The sequence below is a fragment of the Fictibacillus barbaricus genome (genome assembly GCF_031457135.1).
In the GTDB taxonomy this organism is placed as follows: Bacteria; Bacillota; Bacilli; order Bacillales; family Fictibacillaceae; genus Fictibacillus; species Fictibacillus barbaricus_A.
On record NZ_JAVDWA010000009.1, the window covers coordinates 21,473 to 36,092 of the forward strand.

The 14,620-nt window shown below is 38.8% G+C and carries 19 protein-coding genes; 16 read left to right on the forward strand and 3 right to left on the reverse strand.

Going from position 1 to position 14,620, the window contains the following annotated elements; genetic code table 11:
• Positions 1–8: 8 nt before the first annotated feature.
• Positions 9–227 carry a spore germination protein gene (locus J2X07_RS17585; RefSeq protein WP_310261776.1) on the reverse strand — a complete coding sequence of 73 codons (219 nt, stop codon included), beginning with the start codon at positions 225–227 and terminating at the stop codon, positions 9–11.
• Between the two features lie 157 nt (positions 228–384).
• Between J2X07_RS17585 and J2X07_RS17590 the strand changes: the two genes are divergently transcribed.
• From J2X07_RS17590 to abc-f, 7 genes are all read left to right on the forward strand, one after another.
• The gene (locus J2X07_RS17590; RefSeq protein ID WP_310261779.1) at positions 385–606 is read left to right on the forward strand and encodes a spore germination protein; all 222 of its coding nucleotides are present in this window, start codon (positions 385–387) and stop codon (positions 604–606) included.
• A gap of 55 nt (positions 607–661) precedes the next feature.
• Positions 662–1,291 (forward strand): spore germination protein GerPC, encoded by a 630-nt coding sequence (gene gerPC, locus J2X07_RS17595; protein ID WP_310261782.1) that lies wholly within the window; start codon positions 662–664, stop codon positions 1,289–1,291.
• Positions 1,266–1,436, forward strand: a complete 171-nt coding sequence (locus tag J2X07_RS17600) for a spore gernimation protein GerPD (protein WP_310261784.1) — start codon at positions 1,266–1,268, stop codon at positions 1,434–1,436. The genes gerPC and J2X07_RS17600 overlap by 26 nt, the downstream gene beginning before the upstream one ends.
• Before the next feature lie 10 nt (positions 1,437–1,446).
• Positions 1,447–1,842 carry a spore germination protein GerPE gene (locus J2X07_RS17605; protein ID WP_310261786.1) on the forward strand — a complete coding sequence of 132 codons (396 nt, stop codon included), beginning with the start codon at positions 1,447–1,449 and terminating at the stop codon, positions 1,840–1,842.
• Positions 1,839–2,039, forward strand: coding sequence for a spore germination protein GerPB (locus tag J2X07_RS17610; RefSeq protein WP_310261788.1), 201 nt, complete (start codon positions 1,839–1,841; stop codon positions 2,037–2,039). Before J2X07_RS17605 ends, J2X07_RS17610 begins: the two co-directional genes overlap by 4 nt.
• A 12-nt stretch (positions 2,040–2,051) precedes the next feature.
• Positions 2,052–2,495, forward strand: a complete 444-nt coding sequence (locus tag J2X07_RS17615) for an Hsp20/alpha crystallin family protein (protein ID WP_310261791.1) — start codon at positions 2,052–2,054, stop codon at positions 2,493–2,495.
• Between the two features lie 276 nt (positions 2,496–2,771).
• Positions 2,772–4,412, forward strand: coding sequence for a ribosomal protection-like ABC-F family protein (gene abc-f, locus J2X07_RS17620; protein ID WP_310261794.1), 1,641 nt, complete (start codon positions 2,772–2,774; stop codon positions 4,410–4,412).
• A 308-nt stretch (positions 4,413–4,720) separates the two neighbouring features.
• On the opposite strand, the gene J2X07_RS17625 is transcribed toward abc-f, so the two are convergent.
• On the reverse strand, positions 4,721–4,909 hold the full coding sequence (locus J2X07_RS17625; RefSeq protein WP_310261796.1) for a hypothetical protein: 189 nt from the start codon (positions 4,907–4,909) through the stop codon (positions 4,721–4,723).
• 470 nt (positions 4,910–5,379) lie between these two features.
• Here J2X07_RS17625 and J2X07_RS17630 point away from each other — a divergent pair, with 470 nt between their 5' ends.
• Together J2X07_RS17630 and J2X07_RS17635 are read left to right on the forward strand one after the other, a co-directional pair.
• Entirely contained in the window at positions 5,380–5,532 is a 153-nt protein-coding gene (locus J2X07_RS17630) for a hypothetical protein (protein ID WP_310261798.1), read from the forward strand.
• A 63-nt stretch (positions 5,533–5,595) separates the two neighbouring features.
• Positions 5,596–6,243 carry a hypothetical protein gene (locus J2X07_RS17635; protein WP_310261801.1) on the forward strand — a complete coding sequence of 216 codons (648 nt, stop codon included), beginning with the start codon at positions 5,596–5,598 and terminating at the stop codon, positions 6,241–6,243.
• Positions 6,244–6,522: 279 nt separating this feature from the next.
• On the opposite strand, the gene J2X07_RS17640 is transcribed toward J2X07_RS17635, so the two are convergent.
• Complete coding sequence (locus J2X07_RS17640) at positions 6,523–7,254, reverse strand: Bax inhibitor-1/YccA family protein (RefSeq protein WP_310261803.1); 732 nt, start codon at positions 7,252–7,254, stop codon at positions 6,523–6,525.
• 230 nt (positions 7,255–7,484) lie between these two features.
• Between J2X07_RS17640 and J2X07_RS17645 the strand changes: the two genes are divergently transcribed.
• From J2X07_RS17645 to J2X07_RS17675, 7 genes are all read left to right on the forward strand, one after another.
• Positions 7,485–8,339 carry a hypothetical protein gene (locus J2X07_RS17645; RefSeq protein ID WP_310261805.1) on the forward strand — a complete coding sequence of 285 codons (855 nt, stop codon included), beginning with the start codon at positions 7,485–7,487 and terminating at the stop codon, positions 8,337–8,339.
• Between the two features lie 62 nt (positions 8,340–8,401).
• A complete protein-coding gene (locus J2X07_RS17650) occupies positions 8,402–9,394 on the forward strand; it encodes a hypothetical protein (RefSeq protein WP_310261807.1) in 993 nt (330 codons plus the stop codon).
• A gap of 282 nt (positions 9,395–9,676) precedes the next feature.
• Positions 9,677–10,282, forward strand: a complete 606-nt coding sequence (locus tag J2X07_RS17655) for a redoxin domain-containing protein (RefSeq protein ID WP_310261808.1) — start codon at positions 9,677–9,679, stop codon at positions 10,280–10,282.
• A 2-nt stretch (positions 10,283–10,284) separates the two neighbouring features.
• A complete protein-coding gene (locus J2X07_RS17660; protein ID WP_310261812.1) occupies positions 10,285–10,458 on the forward strand; it encodes a hypothetical protein in 174 nt (57 codons plus the stop codon).
• 707 nt (positions 10,459–11,165) lie between these two features.
• Positions 11,166–12,224, forward strand: a complete 1,059-nt coding sequence (locus J2X07_RS17665) for an SDR family NAD(P)-dependent oxidoreductase (protein WP_310261814.1) — start codon at positions 11,166–11,168, stop codon at positions 12,222–12,224.
• 575 nt (positions 12,225–12,799) lie between these two features.
• Positions 12,800–13,861 (forward strand): ribosome small subunit-dependent GTPase A, encoded by a 1,062-nt coding sequence (rsgA, locus tag J2X07_RS17670; RefSeq protein WP_310261815.1) that lies wholly within the window; start codon positions 12,800–12,802, stop codon positions 13,859–13,861.
• Positions 13,862–13,983: 122 nt separating this feature from the next.
• Positions 13,984–14,385: a secondary thiamine-phosphate synthase enzyme YjbQ gene (locus tag J2X07_RS17675; protein ID WP_310261818.1), complete on the forward strand. Its 402-nt coding sequence runs from the start codon at positions 13,984–13,986 to the stop codon at positions 14,383–14,385.
• Positions 14,386–14,620: the final 235 nt, after the last annotated feature.

Sequence of the window (14,620 nt, forward strand, 5' to 3'; positions counted from 1 at the left end):
TATTCCTCCTACGCATTTCCGGCATTGTTAGAGTCAAATACATCTGGATCCAATGTATTCGTAGCACTGACGACTGCTATTGTTTGAATAAAATTGCCCGTATTCCCGCCGCCGGAGCCACTGTAGCCTTTTCCTGTCGTTTTAGGATTGATCACCAAGGTATCACCAAAGTTCACAACTCCTTCTGCAGCATTTATGTTGATTGGTGCAACAATCAAGCAGGGCACCTTAACACCTCCCTTTTTGTATAAAATAACGAGTGTGACGTCGTCCTTTGCAATAGCTTATGTAGGTAGAAGCCTAAAGGTGAAAGGAGTTTCCAGAGTCACCGAAATGTAGGCGAATGCATAGAATGTGTGTAGAAATGGAAAAGGATGAGCGCTTATGCCAGCAGTCGTAGGATCGATAAGTGTCAATTCAGTATCGAGTGGTTCTGTTTTCCATATTGGCGACGTTCAAACGATTTGTCCTGTCAGTTATTCTAAAACTTATGCTGGAGCGGGTTCTTTTAACACGGGTGATAACCTCCGTGTACACAATGGCTACAATGTAACGTACACGCAAGATCAAGACGTGAATGACAGCAACGCTACGGGTAATTTATAAATGATATGCAAATTCCTTCTTAAGATGGCATAAATCTTACTAAGGAGCTGATCGTATGCATGAGGAAAACAATTACTATTTAAATAAACTTCAACAGATGATTAATGACCAAAATGAAAAAATAAGCGAGCTGGAAATGCAAGTAAGACAGTTGAAAAAGCAGATAAAAGAAATAAATGATAAGCCTCAGACAGTAGAATACAAGTTTGAACAATTAAAGATTGATAAACTTGAAGGAACTCTTCATATTGGTCTCGGTCATTCTGCAGATAGTAAAGATATGATCGAGCAATTTACTGTCGGACAAAATACAGTCCAGACGCCTCAGCGGCAAATGCGCGCTAATATTGAAAATCCAAGCTACCGTGAAATGCTGAAGGCAATGGATGAATTTTTTGTAAAAGAAGTTCCGGTTTACTTACGTTCGCTTGAAACAAAAACGAAAGTTCCGTTAGATGACGCATACAGGATTTTTATTATGGAAGATGTTCAGCGGCAAGTCCCGGGAAGAATCAAACATTACTTAACAAAGTATGAACCAAAGGATGAAAGAGGACGAAAAGATATCATTCAAAAAACGAAAGAAGATATTTATAGAGGAATTGAAACATTTATCGTTCATCTAAAAGATTCAAAGTCGAATTCTGGAGGTGAAGACAGTGAACTATCACGTAACCAACCATGAGTTGTACGTAGGAGAAATCTATATCGTAGGCGTCGGTCTCTCTTCTGTAATGCTGATCGGTGATGTCGATTGTATCAGCCTAGGTTCCGCTTTTGATACTCCGCCAGAATCGCTCGTTTTAGGAACATCACTCGTTCCGTTTTAAGAGGTGGGTTATGTACAGAACTTCTATTGTTAACGAAGTCAAAGTGAATTCCGTAACATCGGCATCTGTTTTCAGGTCGGGTGATACAGAAAAAATTGAATCATATGCGGCTGTATTAGCGGTTCAGCGGGAAAGCACCATGTTTGGGACGTTTAACTTAAACTTTAAAGATTATGATCTTTTTGAACAGAAAGTATTAGTCCCTATATGTCCTTCTGTAAATGTTAAGAAAACATTCAACGCAGTTCCATTCATTCAAGTAGGAAAAGTCGATATCATAGGGGTTTCCAGTTCGTCTGTCGTGCATATCGGATCGGTAAATAAAATAACTCTACAATCGAGGGTAAAACATATCCGAAACTATATGAAAAATCCTTTTCAAAGTGATGAGGGGGAGGGTGCATGAATCTATTCGTCAGCCAGACCATTGTGATTCAGCAATTAAAAGTAGATGGCATACAAAATTCCTCTGTGCTTCAGATTGGCAGTGCAGGTATGATTCAACCGATCTCGCAATTATATAACACAGGTAAATACACAGGCCCAGCTCCTCAAATCGCACCTTCAGAAGTTCCTACTGTACCACTTGGGCCGCCTTCTTAAGAGGTGAATGGGATGGATACATGGAAACAAATGATGGATTGGAAAAGGATGGCCGAACAATATTTTGGAGATCAATTTTTCGCACCTGCCGAGCCTCCAAGTGCTGAAGCAGCAAGAAATAACGATCCTTTGTGCAACATTTATGAAACAGCTCAGGAAATATGCTGTGTTCTTGCTTTGCCTGGGCTGAATCGTACTGAAGATGTAGAAGTATTCGTCGATTCTTCTAAACTGACTGTGCGGGGAAAGCTATCCATTGTGCTTGATTCTTATAAATTAAATAAAGAAGAATTTCAGCTTGGAGAATTCAATCGAGTGATCGATCTTCCGGTTAAAGTACTTCAAGAGCCGATTCAAGCCTTTTATCGAAAGGGATTATTATTTATACGCATGCTCAAAGATCATAGAGCGGCAGAGAACCAGCAAAGAGTGCATTTAAGATGGGTACAGGAATGATGAAAAATAGGCTTGACGACTCATTAGGTTATCGCTTACAATTTAGAAAAATAACGGAAGGAACAGGTGTAAACGTCCAATGCGCAATTAATCTTATCTTTTAGCCAATTACTTAAATAAAAAGTAGAACGCTAGATAGGATTTCTCTGCCCATTTTTAAGGACTCAACAACATACCTGTTTTTTTGTGCCCAAAAACCCTTTTGATTTGGTCTTTTTGGCAGCTGGAAAATATGTATTGGGGCAGACCTCTCTAGTGAAACTAGGAGGTTTTTTTATGTTGTTATTAGAAGCGGTTGGATTGGAAAAATCGTATAAAGGTAAATTGATATTGAAGCAAACAGAGCCGTTCCAGCTTTATAAAAAAGATCGGATTGGATTAGTAGGGCTAAACGGAACCGGAAAATCAACGTTCTTAAAGCTGCTTACTTATGCTGAGCATGCAGATTCAGGGATGGTTCAGCATTTCGGGACATTCGCCGTTGTCAGTCAGCTGGAGGAAACAGAGCAAAGCATCACTTCTAAAAGTGCCAGCCAGTGGAACATAGATGGAAAAACATTTGAGACGATGAGCGGCGGTGAAAAAACACGAACACAAATTGCTGCAGCACTTGAGCAGCGGCCTGACATTCTCTTTTTAGATGAACCAACAAGCCATCTTGATGTTGAAGGAATGGATCAGCTGGCAAAAGTGCTGAATCATTATAATGGAGCCGTTCTCCTTGTCTCTCATGACAGGGCATTTCTCGATATGGTCTGTACGAAAATTATTGAACTCGATCACCAAACCTTTACAGCTTACAACGGCAATTATTCAGAATATCTCGTTTTAAAGAAACAAAAAGAAGAGCGCCAGCAGTTCGAGTTTGATCAATATGTAAAAGAAAAAAGAAGGCTGGAAAAAGCTGCGTTTGATAAAGCTTCAAAAGCGAAAGCAGTTAAAGATAAACCTGCCCGCATGTCTCATAAAGAAGCGAACTTAGGAATCGGCAAGGTGCAAGGTGCGAAAAAATCGATGGAGAAAACCGTCAAGGTCATCGAGAAAAGAATCGAACAGCTGGATAAAAAAGAAAAACCGCGAGAAGAACCGCAAATTGATTTTGATATCCAGCGCTTTTCAGTCATCCACGGAAAACAAGCATTAGCCGTTAAGGATCTGTCCATTTCGTTTGGTGAACGTCACCTTTTCAGAAACTTGTCTTTCGCCGTTAAACCGGGTATGAAAGTCGTGCTGACAGGAAGGAACGGAACCGGGAAATCAACACTTTTAGAACAAATTTATAAAGGCAATGAAGCAATAGAAAAATCAAAACAGCTAAAAATCGGTTATTTTCATCAGCATTTAAATATTCTCGATGAATCCAAAAGTATTTTGGAAAACGTGATGGAAAACAGCTTATATGACGAAACGTGGGTAAGAACCATACTAGCGCGTCTCCTTTTCAGACGGGAAGATGTGTTCAAAAAGGTTGAGGTGCTAAGCGGCGGTGAGAGGATGAAGACGGCACTCGCCAAGCTATTCCTCAATGATTATAACCTGCTGCTCCTCGATGAACCGACAAACTATATGGATTTGTTCACACGTGAAGCATTGGAAGAAGTTTTGGCGGCGTATCCGGGTACATTTATTCTGGCTACCCATGACCGCAGGCTGATGGAACGAACGGCAACACATGTACTGGAGATTCAGCCTCCAAAGGTGAAGTGGTTCGAAGGAAGCTATACTGAATTTAAAAATAAAGAGAGTAAAGTGGATGAAAAACAACCTCAAAACGAAGAAAAGCTTATGAAACTGCAGTTTGAAATGACCGAATTGATTGGCCAATTATCGATGTGCCAAAAAGAAGAGGAAAAAAGACAACTTGATCAAAGATATCTAGAGGTTTTAAAGGAGATTCGCCTGCTAAAAGCACAATAGGATGAAAAAAGTGTGCTCTACCTTTGAAATGATGCAGATGAACCTTAATTATGAGACATGAGAAAACGATTAATCTTCCTCAGGAAAACACATTTAACTAATATACAGTGGTTTATCAGACAAAAATAAGGATTCATCAAACAAAAAGGCAAGGTTATCAAACAAAAAGTTAAGGCTATCAAACAAAAAATAGCAGCTAACGAACAAAAACGCCTTTTTCTATAGGCCGTGTACACCTGAAAAAGACACAGCTCAAAATAATAACGAAAAGAGGCTGCCAAAGCGAAATTTGGGTCAGCCTCATTCTTCTATTTATCTTCGTCTTGTCCTGCGACTTTCGGCGGTTCTTCTTGAGATGTGATGTCTGTATCGTAGCCGATTTGTCTAAGATCTTCTGGATTGGCGATCGTGCCGCCAGCCATCCCTTCATTAATCATGCGGTCGATATCCAGATAAAGCTCGTCCTTACCTTCATGTGATTTATCTTTATTCGTCATTTTACAAATATCCTTTCATTTGTTTTAGGATGTTTTATTTTGTCCTAAAATGATGGATTTAACACGTTAGCACAGACAAGGGAACTTTAGATAAGGTTCTTTTCTAAAAGCTCTTTTCTAAAAGATTGTTGCTTTTAAGCTTACTTTTCAGTTACATCACTGAAAAGTTGATTGGAGTGTAAAGCGGAAGCGGTTTGATCAGACCCGACAAGCAAAAGGAAAATGGGCTAAGAAGGCGCTTTTTGCCTTCGGGAACATTAAACTTTTGACCTCGAGGGGCTAACCGTCTGCTCCGCGGAAAGCGAGCATCCTGAAACGGAAATCAACCACTTTCAGCAACAATGTGTGCAAAAACCGCCTTGGATAAAATTGCTATAAATATTACACATCCATTCTCTTTTTTCACGTTATGAATGCATGGTATTTGGGAATATAACATGAAGATATTTGATGAGGGTGGGTAAACAAAAATGAATGATTATCATTTGAAAATTGAAGATTATTTGCAGCTTCTAAAACGAAGATATAAAAAAGGAAGACTTCAAGCGAAACAATATAGGAAACGGATGGAGCTTATTCATTTGTGGAATATTCGGGGAGCGGTGAAAGTCCCGAAAGAATAATTAAAAGAATGTCTATTTTAGACGATAAATGGGATAGACACGTCTTGATATGGCAGGTGCAACATGTTGAAATCGAACCTTATATTTACTAAAGCTGAACACTCGAAATATGATTATATACTTCATATCACGTTTGCCTTGCTGCTTTGTTTTTACAGTTTTCTAATCCTGTTTTCCAGTAAGCTGCTAGGATGCCTATTTTTTATTAGTGGATTGGCGATCCTGTCCCTAACCGTATGGAAAGGAATCAAAACCTTTCAATCTGTATTCGGAGTAATAGCATTGCTATTTCTGCTTTTTTTCAGCAGACTTCTCTGGATGAATGCATTTTATGTACTGCCTGTTTCTTTTTATAAAATTTTTCAAGCTGTGTTTTTCATTGAATTCGCAGTCGGTCTTGCCTTGCTGTATAGTTTAATCACGAAAACAGCTCCTTTCGTGGGCAGAAAATTAAACTTCACCATTCATGGCGGTTATTTCCTGACGGGATTTCTGCTCATCACGTATACGTGGCTCTATAGCTACGGAGCGGTGATGCAGGGAGATTACACCAAGCTGGTCTGGTCTTTGCTTATCCTCATTCTTTGGAGCGGATTATATACACTTCAGTATATTTACGATGGCAGAAAAGCAATGGCTGCAGCATTATTTTTCCTGAACATCGGGGTAGGATGCTGGTCGTTTTATAGGTGGATTCATATTTTTACATAGAAAAGAGAAGCCGGATTTGGCTTCTCTTTTTCTATTTTTGCTGTTTTCTAAAAGCTCTTTTCTAAAAGATTGTTACTTCTGGGACATTTTTGTAATTTGACTCCAATGATAGGTTGATTGGAGTGCAAGGTGCGAGACTCCTGCGGGACAGGTGGGCAGGTGAGACACTTATAAGTGAAACGTACGAATGTGGCTCACCGCCTGCCCCGCGGAAAGCAAACAACCTGAAACGGAAATCAACTTCTTTCAAAAAGCACCAATGAATACGAAAACAGCTTATTATCTGTCTTTTAATTTCGCAAGCAAATGCAGAATCTCGAAGTACAGCCAGATCAATGTAACAATGAGTCCGAATGCACCGTACCATTCCATATATTTCGGCACTCGTTGATTTGCAGCATTTTCAATAAAGTCAAAATCTAGAACCAAGTTCAGCGCGGCAATTACAACAATAAATAAGCTGATTCCGATTCCGATAGGTCCAGAGCTATGAAGGTATGGAACTGCCATTCCGAAAAAACTTAATATAAAACTTGTCAGATAAACAAGCATGATTCCAATTGTTGCTGAAAACACGATTAATCTGAAATTGTGTGTCACTTTGATAATACGAGTTGCATAGGCAAACAATAGTGCTAATAAGGTTCCAAATGTTAATGCAACTGCTTGAACAGTTATGCCGTTAAATTGTGATTCGAAAGCGGCGGAGATCCCTCCGATAGCTAGACCCTCAAGTGCTGCATAAACAGGTGCAAGCAAGGGTGCTGTTTTTGGCACAAAAGAAACGATCAAAGCAGTAATTAAGCCTCCAAATAAACCAATCATGATAAGAGGACCAACCGAATGACCAACACTATATTGATGCCACGTATAAAAAGCCGAAGCCATCAAAATGACCAGCAAGATAAACGTTTTAGAAACCGTTCCTGATAATGTCATCTCTTTCCCCGATGACATCCCTCTATATTTTTCAAAAGTTGAACGCTTCAATGCGGGATTTGCACTTCTCATTCTAACCGCCTCCTTGATCTTTCTGCTTTCTTATTTTCAAATATACGAATTAGATTCGTTAAAGTTTCATGTTTGTACATGTAACTTTTCAACATTATAAGACAAAATCCCTGTTGATTTTTTTTGAAATACTGGTCCGTTAGGGAAAAATGACTATTTTGGACATATACCGACAAAAATCACATATATTGGATGTAATATATAGAGATAAAAGAAGGGAGGTGAAAAAGATGCGAATACGAAACCTCTTCATTCAAGGCTTGATAGCAGGAACAGTTCTTCTTATTCCAACAGCCGTTTTTGCTGAAAAAGGAGAGCATGGAAACCATCAATCAAATGCACAGCAGAATAAACAGTTTACGACACAAAGTAAACAAACTTCCGAGCGGAACAGTTCGAGATATGAGCATAAACAGACGGTGAAACGATCGAATACCAAAAATGTTTCAGCATCAAAACCGCAGTTCAAAAACCGTGCTGTGAAACAACCCGTTCAAGGCAGTCAGAGACATTCCGTGCCTAACCAGACAAAATCATTTCAGCAAAACAGACAAAGGAATATGAATGATCACAATGATTTGAAAGAAAATCAAAGGAATCAACTTTCAGTAGTTGAATCTAAACCTGCTATACATAAGAGAACGACACCTTTGCCGATACATACTGAAAAACCTTTTGTTAAACCGGAAAATAAATCGGTACAAACTATTGTAAAAAATAAACGGATGGATAAAGAAGACCATGAAACACAAGTACCAGCTGTTAACTCTAAGAAGATAACAGTGCACGCTGAACACATTCAAGGAGTTCAAAAGGTTCCTTTAGACCGTCCATTTGAGAAAGATCCAGAAACACAAGATACAAAAGTAATTCCTGTTAATTCAGGTCAGAATTCCACTCACTCTTCACAGACAAATGATGGAGGGGGAGGAGCTTCTAACTATGCCAGCATAAAAGCGAGTCTTGGTTTGCCGATCATTTTTCAAAGTGGTGAAAAGGTTTTTGTGTATTTTAGCAGATTAGACCTCTTAAGAAGTCAATGGGTGAACGCACCGCCTTCAAAACCGCCAAAATCAGCTCTTTAATTTTTCATGGAGATTAAGTGTTTTAAAAAAAACCATTTGAAAATTAGGGAGCGAAAATAAAAATGAAAAAAATGAATCGTGTATTTGTAAAATCTTTTGTATTTGCTGGGGCATTAACTCTTGCAGCAGTAGTAGGTACAGGATCGGCAGAAGCGTCTGGAAATCATGGAGACCGAACAGAATCACAAGGGCACGTGCAGGCAAAAGACGAATTTTATGGAAAACATAATCAAAAACCTGCGGCGCGAGAAAGACATGACAGATATGCAAAACATGAAAATCATGCAAGACCGCAAAAGACTGAAAAAGAAAGAAACTGTAACAAAGCTGAAAATGTAAAACAGCCGGTCAAAGCAGAAAGACCTGCTAAAGTCGTAAAACCGGTCAAAGCAGAAAGACCAGCTAAAGTCGTAAAACCGGTCAAAGCAGAAAGACCAGCTAAAGTCGTAAAGCCGGTTAAAGAAGAAAAACCAGTTAAAGTCGTAAAACCAGTAAAAGAAGAAAAAGCGGTCAAAACGGAGAAGCCGGTCAAAGACAAAAGCCATTCTCAAGGTGCTGAACATGCAAGTGAAACAGCAAAATTACATGCTAATCCGAACTCAGCCATTTTTGCAGGTGAAACAGAAAAAGAAGAGCCATCTGCAGAAGAGCCTAAAAAAGATGAATCTGCTGATGTTGTAGTGGAAACACCTGCAGTTGAGGATGAAAAAGATACAACTGAAGTTGAAGCTCCTGCTGCAACAGACACTGAAGAGGCTAAAAAAGACGATCAAGTGACTGACGATCAAGATGCAACTCATGAAGATGAAGAAGATGCTGATAAGGAAGAATCTCATAAGGGTGAAAAAGTACAAGAAGTTTTGGCACTTTTTAAGAAGATTCGTTCTTTAGTACTTGAGAATGCTCATGAAAATGATAAACTATTTGAAGCGATCAATGCGGCAATTTTAGCATTTGAAGATGCGTTAAAAGAAGACACATCAGATGATGCAGATGTACCGGCAGTACCAGAAGAAGACCATGATGAAGTAGAAGTTGAAGTTTCTACATTATAATTTTTTAGAAAAGCCAGGGACTTGCTCCTTGGCTTTTTTGTTTTTGCTCTTTTTTAAACGATCAATTGTTACTTTCAAACCTCCTTATTTTTTTCTTCTTTGACAGTTGATCGGAGTGAAAGGTGCGAGACTCCTCGAAAATGAAGATCACATTTTCTTCGTGCGATATATTGCGGCCGTTGCCTTCCTTGTCCTGTGGGTTCAGCGTGACAGGTGAGACCCCACAGACACAAGGCGCCAAGGTGGCTCACCGCCTGCCCCGCGGAAAGCGAGCAGCCTGAAATGGAAATCAACTGCTCCTATGAACAACAAAGGTTACGAAAACAGCTGTTCGTATTAAACAACAATCCAAATATTCTACTGTTTTCTTTTAAAGGAAAAGGGAACTCTAAATGCAATAAGCAAATTGGAGGTGGTTCGTTGTTAAAAACAGGCGATTTGGCACCCGATTTTACATTGCCATCTACATTGAAAAAAGATATTTCATTAAGCGATTTCAGAGGAAAGAAAAATGTACTTGTAGCCTTTTATCCACTTGACTTTACACCTGGCTGAATAAAGGAAATTACCTCTTGGAAAGAGGATTACCAACGATTTAAAGATGCCAATACTGAAGTGCTTGCGATCAGCGTAGATCATATTTATTCGCATAATGTGTTTTCTGCTAGCCTTGGAACCCTTCCGTATCCACTTTTGGCCGATTGGCATAAAAAAGTAACGAAAGAGTTTGGTGTTTTGAACGAAGAAAACGGAACAGCAAATCGTTCTTGCTTCGTCATTGATAAAAATGGAATCATCAAATATTGCAATCAGAAGTTTGATGCAAATGAGAGGATCCAGTATGAAGATGTATTTAAAGCATGCGAAACATGTGGAAAGGAAGCGTAACTTTGGATATGGAACAAGAACGCAAGAAAAATGAAGATAATTCTACTGCTCGTGCAGAGAAAGAAATAAATGACTTTTTTTACAGTGAAGAACGTAGAAAAGACGACAATTTAAATGAATTAGTAAACACCGGGCTCTCATCGATCTATATGGATAAGCCCGAAGAGAAAAAATAGCATAATTTCGAAAAACCTTCCTGTTTTTGATCGTGAGACAGTAAGGTTTTTTATTTTAAAAAGATCATCCCCCATTTTCGAACCGGAATCCCAAAGGTTTTACGGTAAATGCCAGACTTTTTAATGAAAATCCAAAATTTATTTCACAAAATCTCACATTTATTAGGATAGGCTATTTTCTAAAAGATTGTTGCTTTTAAATAATTTTCGTAAAGAGACTTCATTGAAAAGTTGATTGGAGTGCAAGGTGCGAGACTCCTCGAAAATAAACTTCACATTTTCTTCGTGCGATATATTGCGGCCGTTGCCTTCCTTGTCCTGCGGGATTAGGGTGACAGGAAAGACCATTCAAAGTCGCGTAGCGTGCCAGCCACCTGAATTTTCTACATGCAAGGCATGCGACGAGGACGCCAGCTTCGATAGTTATACTTGCAGACGCAGGAGCACACTTACTTCCTCGAATACCGCACGTCCCACGGAAAGCGAGCATCCTAAAACGAAAATCAACTACTTTCAAAAGCAAAAAAGTACGCGAAAACAGCCTTAGGATATAACCATGTGTCTGCCATATTCGACATCCATCGCCACTGCCAACCTGCCTTATGGGAGGATGTGAATTCCTGTGACAATTTAAAAGCAGTCAACCTACATAAAAATCTTGTGTTACTATAAGGAGGAAATATGAAGTTACAGGAAGGATAGGCTTAATGAATATATTTCTTACCGGAGCAACCGGGTTTTTAGGTGGACGTTTAATTCAAAATCTGGCTCGTGAAGGTCATACACTTTATGTATTGGCTCGCAACCTTCAAAAAGCAGAGGAATTACTTAAAAAAACAGCCGGATTTAAAGGCGAAGTGCATGTAATAAAAGGCGATATTACAGTCCCTAATTTGGGGATTGATAAAGAATCAGAGAAAGAATTAACACAAAATATAGATGTGTTTTATCATATGGCAGCTCTTGTTAAATTCGATCAGGATTTAAAAGATGAACTTTTTGCGATCAATTATGAAGGTACAAAGCATGCGCTGGACGCAGCAAAGAAGTTTGGCGTCTCGCATTTTTATTATGTAAGTACGGCATACACTCTCGGAAAAGAAGAGTTTGCAAAGGAAGAGCTTCATCCATTAAGCAGCTCATTTAACAATCCTTATGAAGAAAGTAAATGTAAAGCTGAGCACCTATGTATGGAATATCAGCATTTTTTCCATATAACGATATTAAGGCCTGCTATCATTATTGGTGATTCTAAAACTGGAGAAGCCGATTCTAAATTTACATTATACGGGTTGATGAGAAGCCTCGAAGTCTTTAAGAAGCGTTTTCAGCGTAAAGGACATGGAGATAAGGTATTTCACTTACTATGTGAGGACGGAAGCACTCAAAATTTAGTACCTGTTGATTATGTAGCGGATGTATTATCGGATGCTTTGTTATTAGGAAGAGAAAACAAGATCTATCATATCACAAACAGCAATCCGCCTTTAAGTGCAGACGTTTTTCAAATTATGAGAACGAAAGCGGATCTGCACCCATTTAAACTAGCTCCATATTCTTATGAACCGTATTTAGATCAAGATGAAGAAAATTTGAACAAGATGGTCGACGTTTATAAAAATTATTTGAATCGCAAAATCGTTTTTGACGATACAAATACACAAGAATTATTAAAAGCTCTTGATAAAGAACCCCTCTCCATGGATGAAGAGATGATTAATCTGATCATTGCGAGTTATAAAGAACCAAAATTAATATCGAAATAAATTCATCTATTTACAAATTTTGCATATACTGATATAGTGGAGAAGGAAATAATATTCTAAAAATTTTGAAACCCCAAGGAGGTATGTATCATGAGAAAACTTAATGGATTTACGTCAGAGAGTGTAATATGTGTACAGCCTATTGGGACAATGAAGAACTGCAGATAAATACTTTTCTGTATGTTATTAGAATTCTTCGTTTAAATTTGTCATTTAACCATGGGCTGTTCAATCAGTTCATGGTTTTTTATATGGATTAAGTGTGTTTGTGCACCCTTATTTTCAGTAAAGAACCGTTGAAGAACGGTTCTTTTTTATTGGCTCTTTTTCTAAAAGATTGTTGCTGCTGAAGCATTTTATTATTTGACTTCAATGACAATTGATTGAAGTGCAAGATGGGAGACTCCTGCGGGACAGGCGGGCAGGTGAGACACTTATACGTAAAACGTACGAATGTGGCTCACCGTCTGCCCCGCGGAAAGCGAGCATTCTGAAATGGCAATCAACTACTTTCAAAAGCAACATGAATACGAAAACAGCCCCAAAAAACAAACATTTATTCGGAGGGTACTACATTGAATTTAAAATCATTAGGATATAATCAAACATTTGAAGAGTCTTTTAAAGAATACGAAAATCAATCGCTGATTCCTGGGAGAATCAGTATTGAACATAAAGGTCTATACAGAGTTTTAACAGAAAGCGGCGAATTGCTTGGTGAAATTACTGGAAAAATCCGTTTTAACGCTGAAGGAAGACAGGACTTTCCTGCAGTAGGAGATTGGGTAGCTGTTCAAGCGATTCCTTCAGAAGGTAAAGCTTACATTCATGGAATTTTACCGAGAAAAAGCAAGTTTTCCAGAAAAGCAGCAGGAGTTACAACGGATGAACAAATTGTAGCGACTAATGTAGATACGGTCTTTTTAGTGAACGCCTTAAATCAAGATTTTAATTTGCGGCGGCTGGAACGCTACTTGTTAATGGCTTGGGAAAGCGGTGCAGCACCTGTTATTGTGCTCAGTAAAGCGGATCTTTGTGAGGATATTCAAACCATCATGGATGAAGTGGAGTCAATTGCTTTTGGCGTTCCGGTCTTCGCTGTCAGTTCAGAAACAGGAATGGGCCTTGATGCACTTTCTGATTTTATTAAAGAAGGGCAGACTGTAGCCCTGTTAGGTTCCTCTGGGGTCGGCAAGTCAACGCTGGCAAATAAGCTGTTCGGCAGTGAAGTTTTAAAGACGAATGAAATAAGAGAAGAAGACGGAAAAGGGAAACATACAACGACACATCGTGAATTGCTCGTCTTAGAAAGCGGCGGGATCTTGATAGATACTCCAGGTATGAGAGAACTTCAGCTATGGGAAGGGGACAGCAGTTTAAGTCAAAGCTTTCAAGACGTTGAGTCGTTAGCTCAAGAATGCCGGTTCCGTGACTGTACGCATAATAACGAACCTGGATGTGCTGTACAATCTGCCATTGATACAGGGGATCTGGATGAGGATCGATATAACAGCTATTTAAAGCTTCAGCGTGAGATGGCTTACTTTGCCAGAAAAGAAGATCAAAAGCTTGCACTTGCTGAAAGAGCGAAGTGGAAAAAGATTGCTGGGGACCGTACGCGTGTTCATCGAAAATAACATTCATTTTTAAACGAAAGCTGACTTCTGTAACAGGGTGTCAGCTTTTTGATATTACTTATGAGATAAAAGGAGTAAAATTAGGGAAACATCAATTATAGAATACTAGAGGAGGGATCTTTGTGGCTCAAAAATTTACGATACAAACACACGAACGTGATGAAATGTACGAGATTACGACATCACTGCAGGCTTTTGTTGAAGAGCAGCATATTGATGAGGGCGTTCTCTATGTGTATTGCCCTCATACGACTGCAGGTATCACCATTAATGAAAATGCTGATCCGGACGTCGTTAAGGATATGCTGATGAGACTGGATGAAGTATATCCATGGGAACATCCGAAATATCGTCATGCGGAAGGGAATTCTGCTTCACATTTAAAAGCGAGTACAGTAGGTTCCTCTCAAGTGGTAATGATTGAAAATGGAGAAATGCTGCTTGGTACATGGCAAGGCATCTATTTTTGTGAGTTTGATGGTCCAAGACAGAGAAATTATTACGTGAAGATATTACAAAAATAGGTTTGAGTCGAAATTATCAGTCGAAAAGTCCTGAATATTCATCCGGAATTTTATAGATAAAAACTTCACCCCGCTGAGAAATCAGCGGGGTTTTCTTTGCTAAAGTGCTAAAGTTAGCGATACATAAGACATTTTGTTGAATAATAGGGAATTTATTTTAAATTAAAATAAATTATCTAATTTTTCTAAATTTTAGTTGTCTATCTAGTAATATTCATGTAATATTTTTTTAAAT

Bases quoted from the DNA above. Each gene is read 5' to 3' on its own strand.
- J2X07_RS17645 (WP_310261805.1), top strand. From the start codon at position 7,485: ATGCGAATACGAAACCTCTTCATTCAAGGCTTGATAGCAGGAACAGTT.
- J2X07_RS17590 (WP_310261779.1), top strand. From the start codon at position 385: ATGCCAGCAGTCGTAGGATCGATAAGTGTCAATTCAGTATCGAGTGGT.
- gerPC (WP_310261782.1), top strand. From the start codon at position 662: ATGCATGAGGAAAACAATTACTATTTAAATAAACTTCAACAGATGATT.
- J2X07_RS17635 (WP_310261801.1), top strand. From the start codon at position 5,596: ATGTTGAAATCGAACCTTATATTTACTAAAGCTGAACACTCGAAATAT.
- J2X07_RS17625 (WP_310261796.1), bottom strand. From the start codon at position 4,909: ATGACGAATAAAGATAAATCACATGAAGGTAAGGACGAGCTTTATCTG.
- J2X07_RS17665 (WP_310261814.1), top strand. From the start codon at position 11,166: ATGAATATATTTCTTACCGGAGCAACCGGGTTTTTAGGTGGACGTTTA.
- J2X07_RS17610 (WP_310261788.1), top strand. From the start codon at position 1,839: ATGAATCTATTCGTCAGCCAGACCATTGTGATTCAGCAATTAAAAGTA.
- J2X07_RS17640 (WP_310261803.1), bottom strand. From the start codon at position 7,254: ATGAGAAGTGCAAATCCCGCATTGAAGCGTTCAACTTTTGAAAAATAT.
- J2X07_RS17650 (WP_310261807.1), top strand. From the start codon at position 8,402: ATGAAAAAAATGAATCGTGTATTTGTAAAATCTTTTGTATTTGCTGGG.
- J2X07_RS17605 (WP_310261786.1), top strand. From the start codon at position 1,447: ATGTACAGAACTTCTATTGTTAACGAAGTCAAAGTGAATTCCGTAACA.
- abc-f (WP_310261794.1), top strand. From the start codon at position 2,772: ATGTTGTTATTAGAAGCGGTTGGATTGGAAAAATCGTATAAAGGTAAA.
- J2X07_RS17615 (WP_310261791.1), top strand. From the start codon at position 2,052: ATGGATACATGGAAACAAATGATGGATTGGAAAAGGATGGCCGAACAA.
- J2X07_RS17630 (WP_310261798.1), top strand. From the start codon at position 5,380: ATGAATGATTATCATTTGAAAATTGAAGATTATTTGCAGCTTCTAAAA.